Source organism: Algibacter lectus (assembly GCF_004368925.1).
Lineage (GTDB): Bacteria > Bacteroidota > Bacteroidia > Flavobacteriales > Flavobacteriaceae > Algibacter > Algibacter lectus.
The window spans coordinates 209,477-226,597 of the sequence record NZ_SORL01000010.1; the positions used below are offsets into that span (position 1 = coordinate 209,477).

14 protein-coding genes are annotated in these 17,121 nt (G+C 33.2%); 7 read left to right on the plus strand and 7 right to left on the minus strand.

Going from position 1 to position 17,121, the window contains the following annotated elements; genetic code table 11:
- Nucleotides 1–21 precede the first annotated feature (21 nt).
- Complete coding sequence (locus DFQ06_RS14775) at nucleotides 22–1,140, plus strand: GNAT family N-acetyltransferase (RefSeq protein WP_133968528.1); 1,119 nt, start codon at nucleotides 22–24, stop codon at nucleotides 1,138–1,140.
- A 78-nt stretch (nucleotides 1,141–1,218) separates the two neighbouring features.
- Here DFQ06_RS14775 and DFQ06_RS14780 read toward each other — a convergent pair whose 3' ends face one another.
- The 3 genes from DFQ06_RS14780 to DFQ06_RS14790 all read right to left on the minus strand — a co-directional run bounded on the left by DFQ06_RS14780 (nucleotide 1,219) and on the right by DFQ06_RS14790 (nucleotide 6,033).
- The gene (locus DFQ06_RS14780) at nucleotides 1,219–2,481 is read right to left on the minus strand and encodes a cysteate-C-fatty acyltransferase (RefSeq protein WP_133968530.1); all 1,263 of its coding nucleotides are present in this window, start codon (nucleotides 2,479–2,481) and stop codon (nucleotides 1,219–1,221) included.
- 297 nt (nucleotides 2,482–2,778) lie between these two features.
- Entirely contained in the window at nucleotides 2,779–3,819 is a 1,041-nt protein-coding gene (locus DFQ06_RS14785; protein WP_042505027.1) for a cysteate synthase, read from the minus strand.
- A 78-nt stretch (nucleotides 3,820–3,897) separates the two neighbouring features.
- Nucleotides 3,898–6,033 carry a S9 family peptidase gene (locus tag DFQ06_RS14790; RefSeq protein ID WP_133968532.1) on the minus strand — a complete coding sequence of 712 codons (2,136 nt, stop codon included), beginning with the start codon at nucleotides 6,031–6,033 and terminating at the stop codon, nucleotides 3,898–3,900.
- 80 nt (nucleotides 6,034–6,113) lie between these two features.
- On the opposite strand from DFQ06_RS14790, the gene DFQ06_RS14795 reads away from it, so the two are divergent.
- Complete coding sequence (locus DFQ06_RS14795) at nucleotides 6,114–6,437, plus strand: YbaB/EbfC family nucleoid-associated protein (protein WP_042499612.1); 324 nt, start codon at nucleotides 6,114–6,116, stop codon at nucleotides 6,435–6,437.
- Between the two features lie 6 nt (nucleotides 6,438–6,443).
- Here the strand turns inward: DFQ06_RS14795 and DFQ06_RS14800 are convergent, their stop codons facing one another.
- Nucleotides 6,444–7,460, minus strand: coding sequence for a threonine aldolase family protein (locus tag DFQ06_RS14800; RefSeq protein WP_133968534.1), 1,017 nt, complete (start codon nucleotides 7,458–7,460; stop codon nucleotides 6,444–6,446).
- Between the two features lie 94 nt (nucleotides 7,461–7,554).
- On the opposite strand from DFQ06_RS14800, the gene prfB reads away from it, so the two are divergent.
- From prfB to DFQ06_RS14815, 3 genes are all read left to right on the plus strand, one after another.
- Nucleotides 7,555–8,665 (plus strand): peptide chain release factor 2 gene (prfB, locus tag DFQ06_RS14805; protein ID WP_133968536.1). Its coding sequence is split into 2 segments (ribosomal slippage): nucleotides 7,555–7,617 and nucleotides 7,619–8,665, totalling 1,110 coding nucleotides; the frame shifts between segments, so codons are not numbered across the junction.
- Between the two features lie 63 nt (nucleotides 8,666–8,728).
- Nucleotides 8,729–9,070, plus strand: a complete 342-nt coding sequence (arsC, locus tag DFQ06_RS14810) for an arsenate reductase (glutaredoxin) (RefSeq protein ID WP_042505024.1) — start codon at nucleotides 8,729–8,731, stop codon at nucleotides 9,068–9,070.
- Between the two features lie 91 nt (nucleotides 9,071–9,161).
- A complete protein-coding gene (locus DFQ06_RS14815) occupies nucleotides 9,162–11,570 on the plus strand; it encodes a TonB-dependent receptor (protein ID WP_133968538.1) in 2,409 nt (802 codons plus the stop codon).
- Between the two features lie 141 nt (nucleotides 11,571–11,711).
- On the opposite strand, the gene DFQ06_RS19450 is transcribed toward DFQ06_RS14815, so the two are convergent.
- A complete protein-coding gene (locus tag DFQ06_RS19450; RefSeq protein WP_162857676.1) occupies nucleotides 11,712–11,888 on the minus strand; it encodes an ATP synthase subunit B family protein in 177 nt (58 codons plus the stop codon).
- A 93-nt stretch (nucleotides 11,889–11,981) separates the two neighbouring features.
- Complete coding sequence (locus DFQ06_RS14820) at nucleotides 11,982–12,623, minus strand: peroxiredoxin (protein WP_133968539.1); 642 nt, start codon at nucleotides 12,621–12,623, stop codon at nucleotides 11,982–11,984.
- Nucleotides 12,624–12,809: 186 nt separating this feature from the next.
- Between DFQ06_RS14820 and fumC the strand changes: the two genes are divergently transcribed.
- On the plus strand, nucleotides 12,810–14,207 hold the full coding sequence (gene fumC, locus DFQ06_RS14825; RefSeq protein WP_074940356.1) for a class II fumarate hydratase: 1,398 nt from the start codon (nucleotides 12,810–12,812) through the stop codon (nucleotides 14,205–14,207).
- 314 nt (nucleotides 14,208–14,521) lie between these two features.
- Here the strand turns inward: fumC and rpsA are convergent, their stop codons facing one another.
- Nucleotides 14,522–16,354 (minus strand): 30S ribosomal protein S1, encoded by a 1,833-nt coding sequence (gene rpsA / locus DFQ06_RS14830; protein WP_042499619.1) that lies wholly within the window; start codon nucleotides 16,352–16,354, stop codon nucleotides 14,522–14,524.
- Nucleotides 16,355–16,679: 325 nt separating this feature from the next.
- Here rpsA and DFQ06_RS14835 point away from each other — a divergent pair, with 325 nt between their 5' ends.
- On the plus strand, nucleotides 16,680–17,060 hold the full coding sequence (locus DFQ06_RS14835; RefSeq protein WP_042499621.1) for a LysM peptidoglycan-binding domain-containing protein: 381 nt from the start codon (nucleotides 16,680–16,682) through the stop codon (nucleotides 17,058–17,060).
- The last annotated feature ends 61 nt before the right edge of the window (nucleotides 17,061–17,121 follow it).

Sequence of the window (17,121 nt, forward strand, 5' to 3'; positions counted from 1 at the left end):
TAAATTTATCATAACAAGTATATGATTACACTAAAAGAAGTAAAAAATAAAAAAGATTTAAAGGCATTTGTAAAATTCCCTTTCACGCTTTATAAAGACTGTGAATACTGGACACCTCCTATTATTAGTCAGGAGATGAGTACATTTAATAAAAACGAAAACCCTGTTTTTCAAGATGCCGAAGCTCAGTTATTTTTAGCCTACAAAAACAATGCTATTGTTGGCCGAATAGCTGCGATTACTAATAATTTAGAAATTCAAGACCAAAACATAAAAAAAATGCGTTTTGGTTGGTTCGATTTTATAGACGATTTAGAAGTTTCTAAAATACTACTCGATAAGGTTGCTGAAATAGGAAAAAGCAAAAACCTAGAATATACTGAAGGTCCTGTTGGATTCTCTAACTTAGATAAAGTTGGTGTCATGACGGAAGGTTTTGAGAGTACTGCTCCCATGGTTACTTGGTATAACCACGCTTATTATGTAAAACATTACGAAGCAGCCGGATATGAGATTGAAAAATCGTATTCTGAAAGTCGTTTTCCTTTTGAAAATGTAAAGCCAGAATTTTTTAAAAAAGCACAAGAGCTTATAAAAAGACGCTACCAACTAAAAGCCTTAAAATTCACTAAAACAAGTGAAGTGATGCCTTATGTTGACAAAATGTTCGATTTGTTTAATGCGAGCTATGCTTCATTATCATCGTTTGTGGCCATTAACGATATTCAAAAAGCTTATTTCAAAAAGAAATTTATAAGTTTTGTAAATCCAGAATACATCAAATTTGTTGTAGATAAAAATGATGAATTAGTAGGTTTTGCTATTGTAATGCCAGCATTTACTGCTGCTTTAAAAAAAATGAATGGTAAGCTATTTCCTTTTGGTTTCAGACATATTTTGAATGCTAAAAAGAATAGTAAAGATGTTATTTTCTATTTAATAGGAATTCATCCGGACTACCAAAATAAAGGTGTGCATGCTGTGATTTTCAATGAATATTACGAGACTTTTAAAGAAAAAGGTATCCAAACATGCTTTAGAACTCCAGAGCTAGAAGATAACCATGCTATACATCAAATATGGAAACATTTTGATCCTGTAGTTTACAAAAGAAGAAAAACATACAAGAAACTTCTATAAAGTTTAGCTTCTTATTAAAACTAAAAAATCCGATTCAATTAAAATTGAATCGGATTTTTTTCATTCTATGTTATTGAACTACTCCTCGCCCATTGCCGCCATAACAGAAGCAGATAAACGTTTGTAAGTTCCGTTTTCTAAACGTTCTCTAATAGCATCAAATGCATTTAAAGTTTCAGAAACATCTTCTAATGTATGTGTTGCTGTAGGTATTAATCTTAATAAAATTAATCCTTTTGGAATTACTGGATACACAACTATTGAACAGAAAATACCGTAGTTTTCTCTTAAATCTTTTACTAAAGCCATAGCCTCAGGAATAGACCCCTTTAAGTATACTGGTGTTACACAACTTTGTGTTGTACCAATATCAAAACCACGCTCTTTTAATCCAGATTGTAATGCGTTTACGTTTTCCCAAAGTTTAGCTTTAAGTTCTGGCATAGTTCTAAGCATATCTAAACGCTTAAGAGCTCCAGCAACTAATTGCATTTGCAAAGATTTTGCAAACATTTGAGAACGTAAATTATATTTTAAATAATCAATTATTTCTTGATCACCCGCAATAAAAGCACCTGTACTAGCTAAAGATTTAGCAAAAGTTGCAAAGTATACATCAATATCATCTTGCACGCCTTGCTCTTCTCCAGCACCAGCTCCTGTTGCTCCTAAAGTTCCAAAACCATGAGCATCATCAACAAATAATCTAAAATTAAATTTTTGTTTAAGTGCTACTATTTCTTTTAAACGCCCTTGCTCTCCACGCATTCCAAAAACACCTTCAGAAATTACTAAAATTCCTCCACCTGTTTGTTCTGCCATTTTGGTAGCACGCTCTAAGTTTTTCTCTAAACTTACAACATCGTTGTGTTTGTAAGTAAAACGTTTTCCCATGTGTAAACGCACACCATCAATAATACAGGCGTGAGCATCAACATCATAAACAATAATATCGTTTTTAGAAACTAAAGCATCAATGGTAGATACCATACCTTGGTATCCAAAGTTTAACAAATAAGCTGCTTCTTTACTTACAAAAGATGCTAACTCATTTTGAAGTTGTTCGTGCAAATCAGTATGCCCAGACATCATTCTTGCTCCCATTGGGTATGCAGAACCATATTGTGCAGCTGCTTCTGCATCTACTTTACGAACTTCTGGATGATTGGCTAAACCTAAGTAGTCATTAATACTCCATGTGATTACGTCTTTTCCTTGAAACTTCATTCTATTAGAAATTTCGCCTTCCAATTTTGGGAATACAAAATAACCTTCAGCCTGAGACGCCCACTTTCCTAGTGGTCCTTTGTCTTTATAAATCTTTTCAAATAAATCCTTCATCTATTATAAATGGTATTGCTATTAAACTTTAGATATAACTGCAACCAAATTAAACAACTTTTAAGGAACACAAACAAAACGAGCTGTTTATGAAAGAATCAAGAATGTTTTGGTTTTAGTCAGTCCGTGCAAAATTAAATATTTATATGGATTGAGCATAATTTTTTACGATGCATTTGCGAAATATGGACAATAAAGTTGAAAAAAACTTCTATATCGATTTTTTGATGCATAAAAAAAGTCCATATTTCACAAATTAGTAAAATATGGACCTGTATTATGTAATATTATGCTTTCTTATTTTATGTATTGAATGCTTTGCGCAGCTGCTTCATTTTGTGAATCGAAGAAACCTTGATCGCTCATCCATTTATCACTGTAAACTTTACTCATGTAACGCGAACCATGATCTGGATAAATAACAACAATTTTATCTCCCTTTTTAAACGCACCTTGTTCACCTAATTGCTTAATAGCTTGGGTTGCAGCTCCAGAGGTATAACCAACAAACATACCTTCTGTTCTAGCTATTTCTCTAGCGGTATGTGCACTTTCCTCATCGGTAACTTTTACAAATTGATCTATTACATCAAAATCTGTAGCACCTGGAATTAAGTTTTTACCTAAACCTTCTATACGATATGGATAAATTTCCTTTTCGTCGAACTCTCTTGTTTCATGGTATTTTTTAATCACCGAACCAAAAGCATCAACACCTATTACTTTTATATTTGGATTTTGCTCTTTTAAATATTTTGCTGTTCCAGAAATTGTTCCTCCAGTACCGCTACATGCCACTAAATGCGTTATTTCACCTTCAGTTTGTTTCCAAATTTCTGGCCCTGTAGAGTTATAATGCGCATCAATATTTAATTGATTAAAATACTGATTGATGTAAACCGAACCTTTTAATTCTTCGTGAATACGTTTTGCAACTTGATAGTACGATCTTGGATCGTCTGCACTAACATGAGCTGGGCATACATATACCTTCGCTCCCATGGTACGCAACATATCAATTTTATCCGGAGAAGATTTTGAACTTACTGCTAATACACACTCGTATCCTTTAATGATACTTACCATTGCAATACTAAAACCCGTATTACCAGAAGTGGTTTCTACAATAGTATCGCCTGGTTTTAAAATACCTTTCTTTTCGGCTTCTTCAATAATATAAAGTGCAATTCTATCTTTTGATGATTGTCCTGGGTTAAAACATTCTACTTTAGCGTAAAAATCCCCTTCGAACTTAGAGGTAATTCTGTTTAGCTTTACTAAAGGTGTATTGCCAACTAACTCTAATACATTATCAAATACTTGATTTCTGTGTTTCATAAATTCAATTTACAAGTTGCATGATTTAAACAAATCCATGCTTCTTAAAACTTGACAAAAATAAGACATTTTTTTTTATTAGCGCTTAATTCCCTCTAAATCTAGTAAAAACGCGTATTCCAACGCTACTTCCTTTAGACTTTCAAAACGTCCGGAAGCACCACCATGACCCGATTCCATATCTGTTTGCAATAATAATATATTGCTATCCGTTTTCAATTCTCTAAGCTTTGCTACCCACTTTGCAGGTTCCCAATATTGTACTTGCGAATCGTGTAAACCCGTTGTAACTAACATATTTGGATAATCTTTTGCTTCTACATTATCATATGGTGAATAAGATTTCATGTAATGGTAATACTCTTCGTTATTGGGGTTTCCCCACTCATCGTATTCTCCTGTTGTTAAAGGAATTGAATCGTCTAACATAGTCGTAACTACATCTACAAATGGTACAGCAGCTAAAACACCGTTGTACAATTCCGGATTCATATTAATAATAGCGCCCATTAATAAACCACCAGCCGAACCACCGTAAGCATATAGATGTTTATTTGAAGTATATTTTTCTTCAATTAAAAACTTAGAACAATCTATAAAATCTGTAAAAGTGTTTTTCTTGGTTAAAAGCTTTCCAGTTTCGTACCAATGGCGTCCTAAATATTCTCCACCTCGAATATGCGCAATGGCATAAACAAAGCCACGATCTAGTAAACTTAAACGAATTGTAGAAAACGAAGGATCTGTTGTTGAACCATAAGAACCATATGCATATTGTAATAATGGATTAGTTCCATCTAGCTTAATTCCTTTTTTATAAACTAAAGAAATTGGCACTTTTACGCCATCGCGAGCTGTAGCCCAAATTCGTTTAGATTCGTAATTTTCTTTATTAAACTTTCCACCTAAAACCTCTTGTTCCTTTTTAACTTCGCTTGTTTTAGTTTTAAAATTATAATCCATTACCGAACTTGGGTTGGTTAACGAATTAAATCCATAACGCATCACATCGCTATCAAAATCAGGATTATTACCTATATAAGATGTGTAAGTTTCAGAATTAAAAGGTAGGTAATAATCTTCGCTACCATCCCAACTTATTATTCTAATATTGTTAAGTCCATTTTCACGTTCATTAACAACTAAATAATCTTTAAAAATCTCGATATCTTCTAATAAAACAGCTTCTCTATGAGGTAGTAAATCTTTCCAATTTTCTTTCTCAGTAGCTGTTTCGCTGGTTTTTAAAAGTTTAAAATTTGTAGCATCGTCACAATTAGAAATCACGTAAAACGCATCATCATAATGTGCAATACTATACTCCATATCTTCTGTTCTTTTTTGAAACATTTTAAAAGCAGCATCTGGAGTATCTGCACTTAAAATTTGATATTCTGAAGACAACGTGCTCGACGAACCTATAACAATATATTTTTTAGATTTTGTTTTATATACAAAGGTATTAAAGGTTTCATCTGCTTCGTGATAAACCTCTATATCATCTTTAGAATCGGTATCTAACTTATGTTTGAATATTTTATGAGAACGCAACGTTACAGCATCTTTCATGGTGTAAAACAATGTTTTATTATCGTTTGCCCATGTTGCGCTTCCGGTAGTATTCAAAATTTTATCGGCTAAAATCTCACCTGTTTCTAAGTTTTTAATTTGAACAGTATATTGCCTTCTACTTACTGTATCTGTAGAAAAAGCTGCCATTTTGTTATCTGGGCTAATAGAAATACCTCCTAAACTAAAGTATGATTGGTCTTTAGCCATTTCATTACAATCGAATAGAATTTCTTCTTCGGCATCTAAACTTCCTTTTTTACGTAAATAAATAGGATAATCTTTCCCTGTTTCATAACGTGTAATGTACCAATACCCGTTTAATTTATAAGGTAATGATGAGTCGTCTTCCTTAATTCGCCCCTTCATTTCTTCAAATAAATCTTTTTGAAAACCTTCAGTATGCGCCATTAAAGCTTTGGTGTAGTTATTCTCGGCATTTAAATAATCTATAACCTCAGGATTTTCACGATCGTTTAACCAATAATAATTATCGATTCTAACATCATTGTGAATTTCTAATGTTTTTGATATTTTTTTTGCTGAAGGAATAGCTACTTCATTTATAGATTTACTCATATTTATATTTTTACACGAAGCGGCAAAAGTAAAACTTACGCTTAAAAGAATGGTTGCTATTTTCATTTTTCATTGTAAAATACAACAATTTGGCTTAGTATTTGATAAATTTGCAGCTACCAACCCCCTTAAAAAATTTTAAAAATATGTTTGGAGACATGATGGGCATGATGAGTAAACTCAAAGAAGCCAAGAAAAAAGTAGAAGAAACAAAAAAACGTTTAGACACCGTTTTAGTAGATGAAGCTAGTAACGACAATAAGCTTAAAATTACATTAACAGCCAATAGAACTATTAAATCTATTGACATTGATGATGCTTTGTTGGAAGATAAAGAGCAACTCGAAGATTACCTTGTTTTAACATTAAACAAAGCTATTGAAAGAGCTACTCAAATTAACGAAGCAGAGCTTGCTGCTGCCGCAAAAGACGGTATGCCAAACATACCTGGTATGGATATGTTTAAGTAAGTTTATTTATAGTTTCAATAATTCACTCAAAAGTTTGTCGTGCATAGCATTAGTGTAATCTAAATGCGTTACCATACGCAGTTTATTACCACCCATACTTATAATGTGTATATTTTTATCGGCTAATTTTTGAGTGAATTCTTTTTCATTAACGTTGTTGTTCAATTCAAAAATAACAATATTAGTTTCTATAGGTTCTACCGATTTCACGATAGAACGTTCTGCTAAAATGGCACCTATTTCCTTTGCTTTTTGGTGATCTTCTGCCAACCTTTCAATATTATTATCCAAAGCGTATAAACCTGCTGCAGCCAAATATCCTGCTTGGCGCATATTGCCACCAAATATTTTACGAATTCGTATAGCGTTTTCCATTATAGCCTTATCACCAACTAAAACGGAACCTACAGGGCAACCTAAACCTTTACTTAAACATACCGATATAGTATCAAAAGCTTTTCCGTATTGCTCAGTTGTTTCATTTTTTGCTACCAAGGCATGCCACAAACGAGCTCCATCTAAGTGAAAGCCTAGGTTATTTTCATCGCAAACGGTTCTAATTTTAAGTATTTCATTATAATCCCAACAAGAACCTCCTCTTCTATTCGCCGTGTTTTCAATTTCAACTAAACTTGTTTTACTGTAATAGTAAGCTTCTGGGTTTATGGCTTGTTTTACATCTTGTGCAGAAAAAATGCCATTATTAACATCTAATAAATTACAAGACACACCGCTGTTAAAAGACGCTCCACCAGATTCATAATTAAAAATATGCGCATATTTATCACAAATAACCTGATCTCCAGGATTGGTATGTAATTTAATTGCCGTTTGGTTTGCCATAGTCCCACTCGGAAAAAATAAAGCCGTTTCTTTTCCAAACATATTGGCTATTCTAGCTTCCAACGCGTTTACCGTTGGATCTTCTCTAAACACATCATCTCCCACAGCAGCTTGCATCATGGCATCTAACATAGGTTTAGTTGGTTTGGTAACGGTATCACTTCTTAAATCAATAATCATATTTTCAATTTGTGGATAAAGCTATAAAATTATATTCAGATTTGTTTTCTGCTAGCTTAAAGAAATCCTATTTTTGTTAGAAATAAATTGATACATGATAACTTCCGATCAAATTAAAGATCTAAATACCCGCCTCGATAAACTTAGGCACTATCTTTGACATAGACGCCAAACTGATAGAAATACAAAACGAAGAAGAACAAACCTTTGACCCTAATTTCTGGAACGACTCCAAAGCAGCAGAAATTATAATGAAATCACTACGTGTGAAGAAAAAATGGGTAGAAGATTATAAAACAGCAAAAACCAGATTTGAAGACCTTGAAGTTCTTTATGAATTTTTTAAGGAAGATGAAGCTACTGCCGAAGATGTAGAAGCTCAATACAATTTATTAGCTACACAATTAGAAGATATTGAGTTTAAAAATATGCTTTCTGAAGAAGGTGATAGCTTAAGTGCCGTACTGCAAATTACAGCTGGTGCTGGTGGAACAGAAAGTTGCGATTGGGCAAGTATGCTTATGCGTATGTACTTAATGTATGCTGAAAAAAGCGGTTTTAAGGTGAAGGAACTCAACTTTCAAGAAGGTGATGTTGCTGGTATAAAAACCGTAACGCTAGAAATCGAAGGCGACTTCGCTTTTGGTTGGTTAAAAGGTGAAAATGGCGTACATAGATTAGTGCGTATTTCTCCGTTTGATAGTAATGCCAAACGCCATACAAGTTTTGCTTCAGTTTACGTGTACCCTCTTGTTGATGATACTATTGAAGTAGAAATAAACCCTGCCGATATAGAAATAACAACCGCAAGATCTAGTGGTGCTGGTGGGCAAAATGTAAATAAAGTTGAAACCAAAGTACAACTGACACATAAACCTACAGGTATTCAAATATCGTGTTCGGAAACACGCTCTCAACATGATAACAGATCGCGTGCTATGCAAATGCTTAAATCGCAATTGTACGAAATTGAACTTCAAAAACAATTGGCACAGCGTGATGATATTGAAGCTGGAAAAATGAAAATTGAATGGGGAAGCCAAATTAGAAACTACGTAATGCATCCCTATAAATTAGTGAAAGATGTACGTACCGCTCATGAAACCGGTAATGTAGATGCCGTAATGGATGGTAATATTGACAGCTTTTTAAAGGCCTATTTAATGATGATGGGACAAAAAGTTGAAGACGACGGCCAATTATAACATAAAAAAAGAAAACCTCACAGATTTTAAATCTGTGAGGTTTAATTAAAACATACTATTATAATGACAAAAATTTATCATAACCCACGTTGTTCAAAATCGAGACAAGGCCTAGAAATCCTTGAGAATTCTGGAAAACCCTTCGAAATTGTAAAATATTTAGACGATAACCTTTCCGCGAAAGCGTTAACAGAAATAGTAACACTTTTAGGTATTAAACCTATAGAATTGGTTAGAAAAAACGAAGCCATCTGGAAAAGTGATTTTAAAGGTAAAGATCTAACCGATACTGAAGTTATTGAAGCTATGGCAAATAACCCGAAATTAATAGAACGCCCTATTGTTATTAACGGCAAAAAAGCAGTTATTGGTCGTCCGCCAAGTTTAATTCTAGACATTCTATAAGCCAAAATTTAAGGTTTATTTTAACATAGGTTTAACTCAATAAAGCTAAACCATCCCATAGTTTTGCAGTCTAATAAATTAAAAGACCAGCATGGGAAAAAGAATACATTTATTTGTTTTTTTAAGCTTATTTTCTACACTCTTATTTGCACAAAAAGAAGTAACAATAAGTGGTAAAGTAATAGACAAAGAAACCAACGAACCTTTAGAATATGCAACTATTGCATTCTTCAATAAAAAGGAAAACAAGATTGAAACCGGAGGAATTACAGATTTAAAGGGAAACTTCTCTATCCCTGTTCCTGTTGGATCTTACAACATTACTATTGAATATATCTCATTTAAAACTATTACTATTGCTAATAAACAAATTAGCAAATCTGAAAACATTGGGTCTTATTCTTTAGAATTAGATACAGAATCTTTAGGCGAAGTAGAAATTATTGCCGAGCGTACCACAGTTGAAATAAAGCTTGATAAAAAAATCTACAATGTTGGTAAAGATTTAACTGTAAGTGGCGGATCTGTTAGTGATGTTCTAGATAATGTACCATCTGTTTCTGTAGATGCCGAAGGTGGTGTCGCTTTACGCGGAAATGACAATGTACGTATCTTAATTAACGGAAAACCATCTGGTTTAGTTGGTTTAAATTCTGCCGAAGCACTACAACAATTACCTGCAGATGCTATTGAAAAAGTTGAAGTTATTACTTCTCCATCAGCAAGATATGAAGCTGAAGGAACGGGAGGAATTATTAATATTATTCTACGCCGTAGTAAACTGTTAGGTTTTAACGGTTCTGTTACAGCAAATGTTGGACACCCTGATGCGGCTGGATTATCTGGAAACATAAATTACAGAACTGGTAACGTAAATATATTTAACACCACATCTTACAGATACAGAGAAAGTGTTGGTAGATGGTATAATGATGTTAAGTATTTTGATGAAAACACACCAGATTTAGATGAAAAACGTAATTGGGATGATACGCGTAAAGGTATTACAACCAATACAGGTATTGAGTGGTATATTACAGACTCAGCATCATTAACCAACTCTATTGTTTATAGTGATAATAGTAGCTACAACAACTCAATTAATAACTTGGTTCAGTTAAATAAAATAACAAATGAAACTAGCCGAAGTGTGCGTCGTGATCCTGAAGAAGGTGAAAGTGGAACATTTCAATATGCTTTAAATTTCATGAAAGATTTTAAAACGGACGGACATAAATTTTCTTTCGATTTTCAATTTGAAAATTCTAATGATGACGAATACTCATTAATTAGCGTTGATGGACTTGATACCGATATCTTACAAACATTGGAAGATGAGCAACAAATATTATTACAAACAGATTACGTATTGCCTTTAGGTGAAAATAGTCAAATTGAATTGGGGTACCGTGGAGATTTCACGACTACCGAAACGGATTATCAAGTTTCTCTACTTAATGATGCTGGTGCCTTTGAATTAAACACCAACTTATCGAACCTGTTTAACTTTAAGCAATATTTAAACGCTGCTTACTTTCAGTTTGGTAGTAAAATTGATAAATTCTCATACCTATTAGGTTTACGATTAGAAAACACTAAATACACATTGGATCAACCTACTTCTGGTGATTTTAAAAGAAAAAACTTTACAGGTTTATTCCCTACAGTTAACGTAAGTTATAAATTTAATGAAGATGCAAGTATGACGGTTGGTTATAACCGAAGATTACGTAGACCACGTGGTTTTATGTTAAACCCTTTCCCTTCTCGTTCTAGTTTAACTAACGTTTTTCAAGGAAATCCAGATTTAGACCCAACTTACTCTAGTGTTTTTGATATTGGCTATTTAAATAGATTTGGGAAATTCACTTTAAGTTCTTCTGTTTACTACTCACACTCTACAGATGTAATGACATTTTTAAGTAGAGATAACGGAGAAACTGTGTTTATAAATGGAGAAGAATTTCCTGTAATAGAACGTGGTCCAGTAAATTTAGCAACCGATGATCGTTATGGTTTTGAATTCAATTTAAACTACAGCCCTACTAGAAAATGGCGTGTAAATAGTGATTTTAATATTTACAAATTAGAACGTAACGGAAGTTTTGAAGATGTTAATCTAACAGCAAATAACTTAACATGGAATGCACGTTTAACAAATAAACTTACACTTCCATATTCTGTAGATTGGCAAACAAACTTTAGCTACCGTGGACCAACTGTAGATTCACAAAATGACAGAAGAGCTAGCGGAACTGTAAACACAGCGTTTAGTAAAGACATATTAAAAGAAAAAGCTTCTATAGCATTTAACGTTAGAGATGTATTTAACACGGGAGTAAGCAGAAATGATATAACTGCAGATACCTTTACATCATATCAAGAAATTCAATTTAGAGGTGGTACAACGTATAACCTAGCCTTTACATACCGTTTTAACCAACAAAAACAACAGCAACGTGGCGAACGTGGCGAAGGAGGGGAAACTATGGAAATGTAGTTTACCGCAACCTAAGTTTTAATACTTCAAATAAAAAAACTCAAAGCTTAACGCTTTGAGTTTTTTTATACCAGAAAATGAAGCACAAAAAAAAGGAAGCTCTAATAGAACTTCCTTTTTTAATATATTTTCAATTAAGTTTTAAGCATTTAATCGCTTTGCTTTTTTCTCTTCTCTAATTTCTTTTAATCTTTCGATTAAAGCACCTCCAACCCAATAAGGAATTACAAAGGTTACTAAGAAAATCATTAACCAAAATCCTAAAGTTAATATACCTAAAAATGCTAAAAAGCCTAAATATTGATCAAAATCAAACATAATTGTTGGTGTCTTTTATAAATGTGCCACAAATATAATATAAACCATTTTGTTTTCCAATAACAATGTTAAGATTTATCAACAGGTTATTCACTAATCTAAATTAGGTTGCGGCGTCATACGTAAATAAGGCTTCACTTCCTTAAATCCTTTTGGAAAAATTGCAGGAATATCGGCCGTTGCAATTGCTGGTACTACCACACAATCATCTCCATTTTGCCAGTTTGCAGGTGTTGCTACTTTATGGTAAGCTGTTAATTGTAGAGAATCTACAACACGTAATAACTCATCAAAATTTCTACCTGTAGAAGCAGGATAAGTAATCATTAATTTCACCTTCTTATTATTATCAATTACAAAAACAGAACGCACGGTAAGCTTGCTATCTGCATTTGGGTGAATCATATCATAAAGTTCAGAAACCTTTCCATCTTCATCTGCAATAATTGGGAAGTTTACTGTGGTATTCTGTGTTTCGTTAATATCTTTTATCCAACCGTGGTGAGATTCTACACCATCTACACTCAATGCTACAACTTTTACGTTACGTTTTTTAAACTCATCGGTATATCTAGCTACCGTTCCTAACTCTGTAGTACAAACTGGCGTATAATCTGCTGGGTGTGAAAATAGTATTCCCCAACTATCACCTAACCATTCGTGAAAGTTAATTGTTCCTTCAGATGTTTCTGCTGTAAAATTCGGAGCTTCATCTCCTAATCTAATTGTTGCCATTTTTATATTTAGTTTAAAATTAATTATTATTTAAATTCATTATAAAGATAATTCATTTTTAACAGGGCAAATAATTTTTAATCTTATGAATTTGTTAAAAAATTTACGAGAAAAACTACGACATTCCTCATAATAAAACAGACTAAAACGATTAACTTTGTAACTTATAATTAAACCATTAATGCCATGAGTTACAGAATAGAAAAAGATACTATGGGTGAGGTAAAAGTACCTGCCGATAAACTTTGGGGCGCACAAACAGAGCGTTCAAGAAATAACTTTAAAATAGGATCCGTTGCATCTATGCCGTTAGAAATTATCTACGGTTTTGCTTACTTAAAAAAAGCTGCTGCTTACACAAACTGCGAATTAGGTGTTTTAGATATTGAAAAAAGAGATTTAATTGCACAAGTTTGTGATGAAATTTTAGAAGGTAAACACGACGACCAATTTCCGTTAGTAATCTGGCAAACAGGTTCTGGTACGCAAAGTAACATGAACGTTAACGAAGTGGTTGCTAATAGAGCACACCAATTAGCAGGAAAAGTGGTTGGTGAAGGCGAAAAAACAATTCAGCCAAATGATGATGTAAACAAATCGCAATCATCAAACGACACCTTCCCTACCGGAATGCATATTGCAGCGTATAAAAAAATAGTTGAAACCACAATTCCTGGTGTAAAACAACTTAGAGAAACATTAAAGAAAAAATCTGAAGCTTTTAAAAATGTTGTAAAAATTGGACGTACACACTTAATGGATGCTACGCCTTTAACTTTAGGACAAGAAATTTCGGGTTATGTAGCACAATTAGATCATGGCTTAAAAGCTTTAGACAACACTTTGGCTCACTTAAGCGAATTAGCTTTAGGTGGTACAGCTGTTGGAACAGGTTTAAATACACCTAAAGGCTACAGCAAACGTGTTGCAGAATATATCGCAGAATTTACAGGATTACCATTTGTAACTGCTCCTAATAAGTTTGAAGCACTAGCTGCTCACGATGCTTTGGTAGAAACACATGGTGCATTAAAACAACTTGCTGTTTCATTAAATAAAATAGCTAATGATATTAGAATGATGGCCTCTGGACCACGTTCGGGTATTGGAGAAATTATAATTCCAGCAAACGAGCCAGGAAGTTCTATTATGCCAGGCAAAGTTAACCCAACACAGTGTGAGGCTTTAACTATGGTTTGCGCTCAAGTTATGGGTAATGATGTTGCTGTATCCGTTGGAGGTATGCAAGGACATTACGAACTAAACGTATTTAAACCAGTTATGGCTGCCAATGTTTTACAATCGGCTCAACTTATAGGTGATGCATGTGCTAGTTTCGAAGAAAATTGTGCTGTTGGTATTGAACCAAACCAAGAAGTAATTACAAAGCTACTTAACAACTCGTTAATGCTTGTAACAGCTTTAAATACAAAAATTGGTTACTATAAAGCTGCTGAAATTGCAAATACAGCACATGAAAACGGAACAACTTTAAAAGAAGAAGCAGTACGTTTAGGATATGTTACCGCAGAAGATTACGATGCTTGGGTAAAACCAGAAGATATGGTTGGTGCTTTAAAATAGTCAACAACCTTTTATATATTATAAAAGCCGATAACGTTTGTTATCGGCTTTTTTGTTACCGTAAATCTAAGGCTAGTTTAAATTGTACAACTAAGTTCTTTTAGACTCACTTTAAAGCGTTTAATAGCTCTTTCTTATCGCTTAAAACAAGTGTTCTTAACATTGTACTATAACAACATTAGGGATTTTACAACTGAAGTATTATAATGCTTCTACTTTAATAATAATGCATAAAAAAAGCTCCTCATTTCTGAGGAGCTTTTAATTTTATAAATAGATTTCTGTTTTTACAGAAATTGAAAACTCATAATAAATTATGCTTTTCCGTCCATTTTATCTTTAAGCGCTTGTAAAGCATCATTGGCATCACCTAAAGTAGGTTTTGATTCTGCTGCTTGTGATTCAGCTTTTCTTACTGCTTGCTTAACCATTTTAGCTTCTTCTGCTCTAAATACAGCAGTGTGAGATGCTACAACTCTTTTGAATTCTTTATTGAATTCAATGATTTTAAATTCTGCAGCTTCACCTTTCTTAAGCTTAGTTCCATCTTCTTTCTCTAAGTGACGAGATGGTACAAATGCAACGATATCTTCGTTAAACTCAATAGTAGCTCCTTTATCAACAATTTCAGTAATTGCTGCGTTATGAACTGTTTCTAAAGCAAACTCAGTTTCGTATTTATCCCAAGGGTTAACAGTTGTTTGTTTGTGTCCTAAAGATAATTTACGACCTTCAACATCTAACTCTAATACAACCACATCTAATTTATCTCCTACAGCGCAGAATTCAGATGGGTGCTTAATTTTCTTAGTCCAAGATAAATCAGAGATATAAATTAATCCGTCAATTCCTTCTTCTAATTCAACAAAAACACCAAAGTTTGTAAAGTTACGTACAATACCTGTATGCTTAGAAGCTAATGGGTATTTAGACGTAATATCTGTCCATGGATCTGCAGATAATTGCTTGATACCAAGAGACATTTTACGATCTTCTCTATCTAAAGTTAAGATTACTGCTTCAACCTCATCTCCTACAGAAACGAAATCTTGAGCAGAACGTAAATGTGTAGACCAAGACATTTCAGAAACGTGAATTAATCCTTCAACACCATCAGCAACTTCGATAAATGCACCGTAATCAGCGATTACAACAACTTTACCTTTTACTTTATCACCAACTTTCACCTCTTCTGCAAGAGCTTCCCATGGGTGTTTAGATAATTGTTTAAGACCTAATTGGATTCTAGATTTGTTTTCATCAAAGTCAAGAATTACAACATTTAATTTTTGATCTAACTCAACAATCTCATTTGGATGGTTGATTCTAGACCAAGATAAATCTGTAATATGAACTAATCCGTCAACACCACCAAGATCGATGAATACACCGTAAGAAGTAATGTTTTTAACAACACCTTCTAATACTTGACCTTTTTCTAATTGACCAATAATTTCTTTCTTTTGGATTTCAATATCAGCTTCAATAAGAGCTTTATGAGATACCACTACGTTTTTAAACTCATGGTTGATTTTCACAACTTTGAATTCCATAGTTTTGTTTACATACTGATCGTAATCTCTAATTGGTTTAACATCAATTTGAGATCCTGGTAAGAATGCTTCAATTCCGAAAACATCTACAATCATACCACCTTTAGTTCTGCATTTTACAAAACCGTTAACGATTTCTCCAGTTTCGTGTGCTTTATTTACACGATCCCATGCTTGGATTACACGAGCTTTTCTGTGAGATAATACTAATTGACCAGTTGCATCTTCACGCACATCAATTAATACTTCAACTTTATCTCCTACAGATAAACCTGGGTTGTAACGAAATTCGTTTAAAGAAATAACACCTTCAGATTTTGCGTTAATGTCAATAATAGCATCTCTATCAGAAATGTGTACTACTGTACCTTCAACAACCTCATCGTTTAATGTGTCAACGAAATTTTCAGCTACTAGTTTTTCAAATTCTTCTAATTGTTGGCTATCAACTTCATCAATTCCTTCTTCGTAATTGTGCCAGTTAAAATCCGCTAAGAATTTTTCAGGGTTTGCTTTTGCTTCAGATACAACTGGAGCTCCAACATTGTTTGCTTCAGTTGCTTCAACTTCAGCTGGGTTTGCGTTTTCCGCCATTTAATTAAATTTAATAATGTGTTTTAAATACATCGCTTTCGCGGAAATAAAACATCATTATGTTTTTGTATTCTATATGTTTTGGAAGATTTAAGCGAGTAACACACAGAAGTGTTATTTTTATATAAATTTTCATTCCTTTTATCTGTTCCAATAAATCGCTAAAAGGAGTGCAAAAATACATATTTTCAATCAATTAGACTAATTTTAATAAAAAATTTTAAAGCACTGATTACTAGCAAAATAATAAAATTGAGAAAAATCTTCAAAATTGGCATCGGTTTTGCTATATTGAACCTGTTAAACAAAATTAAAATCTACACTTATGACAATGAAAGCAAAGTACCAACCTGTATTAGATCTAGGCGAAGCTTTAAACATCCAAAATGGTGATGTAAAAGAAGAAAACGGACAGTTAAAAGTTACAGGAACAGCTAATACACCTTACGAAAAGAACCTAATTTGGGATAAAATAAAAGAAATCGGTGGTGAAAACCCTTCTGATATTATGGCTGATATTAAAGTAGCCGATGAAACTGTTTTCCATAGACACACCGTAAAAAGCGGAGAAACTCTTGGTAAAATAGCGATTCAGTACTACGGAAAAGCTGCTAAATACCAAGATATTTTTAAAGCTAACTCTGATATTTTAAAGAATCCAGATGTAATTCACCCTGATCAAGAATTAATTATTCCTAATCTATAAGGTGTAAATCATATTTATAAAAAAAACGAACGTCTATTTATTTAGGCGTTCGTTTTTTTTA

What these genes read in the sequence shown, in the direction of transcription:
- DFQ06_RS14775 (WP_133968528.1), top strand. Translation starts at nt 22, where the DNA reads ATGATTACACTAAAAGAAGTAAAAAATAAAAAAGATTTAAAGGCATTT.
- DFQ06_RS14780 (WP_133968530.1), bottom strand. Translation starts at nt 2,481, where the DNA reads ATGAAGGATTTATTTGAAAAGATTTATAAAGACAAAGGACCACTAGGA.
- DFQ06_RS14785 (WP_042505027.1), bottom strand. Translation starts at nt 3,819, where the DNA reads ATGAAACACAGAAATCAAGTATTTGATAATGTATTAGAGTTAGTTGGC.
- DFQ06_RS14790 (WP_133968532.1), bottom strand. Translation starts at nt 6,033, where the DNA reads ATGAAAATAGCAACCATTCTTTTAAGCGTAAGTTTTACTTTTGCCGCT.
- DFQ06_RS14795 (WP_042499612.1), top strand. Translation starts at nt 6,114, where the DNA reads ATGTTTGGAGACATGATGGGCATGATGAGTAAACTCAAAGAAGCCAAG.
- DFQ06_RS14800 (WP_133968534.1), bottom strand. Translation starts at nt 7,460, where the DNA reads ATGATTATTGATTTAAGAAGTGATACCGTTACCAAACCAACTAAACCT.
- arsC (WP_042505024.1), top strand. Translation starts at nt 8,729, where the DNA reads ATGACAAAAATTTATCATAACCCACGTTGTTCAAAATCGAGACAAGGC.
- DFQ06_RS14815 (WP_133968538.1), top strand. Translation starts at nt 9,162, where the DNA reads ATGGGAAAAAGAATACATTTATTTGTTTTTTTAAGCTTATTTTCTACA.
- DFQ06_RS19450 (WP_162857676.1), bottom strand. Translation starts at nt 11,888, where the DNA reads ATGTTTGATTTTGATCAATATTTAGGCTTTTTAGCATTTTTAGGTATA.
- DFQ06_RS14820 (WP_133968539.1), bottom strand. Translation starts at nt 12,623, where the DNA reads ATGGCAACAATTAGATTAGGAGATGAAGCTCCGAATTTTACAGCAGAA.
- fumC (WP_074940356.1), top strand. Translation starts at nt 12,810, where the DNA reads ATGAGTTACAGAATAGAAAAAGATACTATGGGTGAGGTAAAAGTACCT.
- rpsA (WP_042499619.1), bottom strand. Translation starts at nt 16,354, where the DNA reads ATGGCGGAAAACGCAAACCCAGCTGAAGTTGAAGCAACTGAAGCAAAC.
- DFQ06_RS14835 (WP_042499621.1), top strand. Translation starts at nt 16,680, where the DNA reads ATGACAATGAAAGCAAAGTACCAACCTGTATTAGATCTAGGCGAAGCT.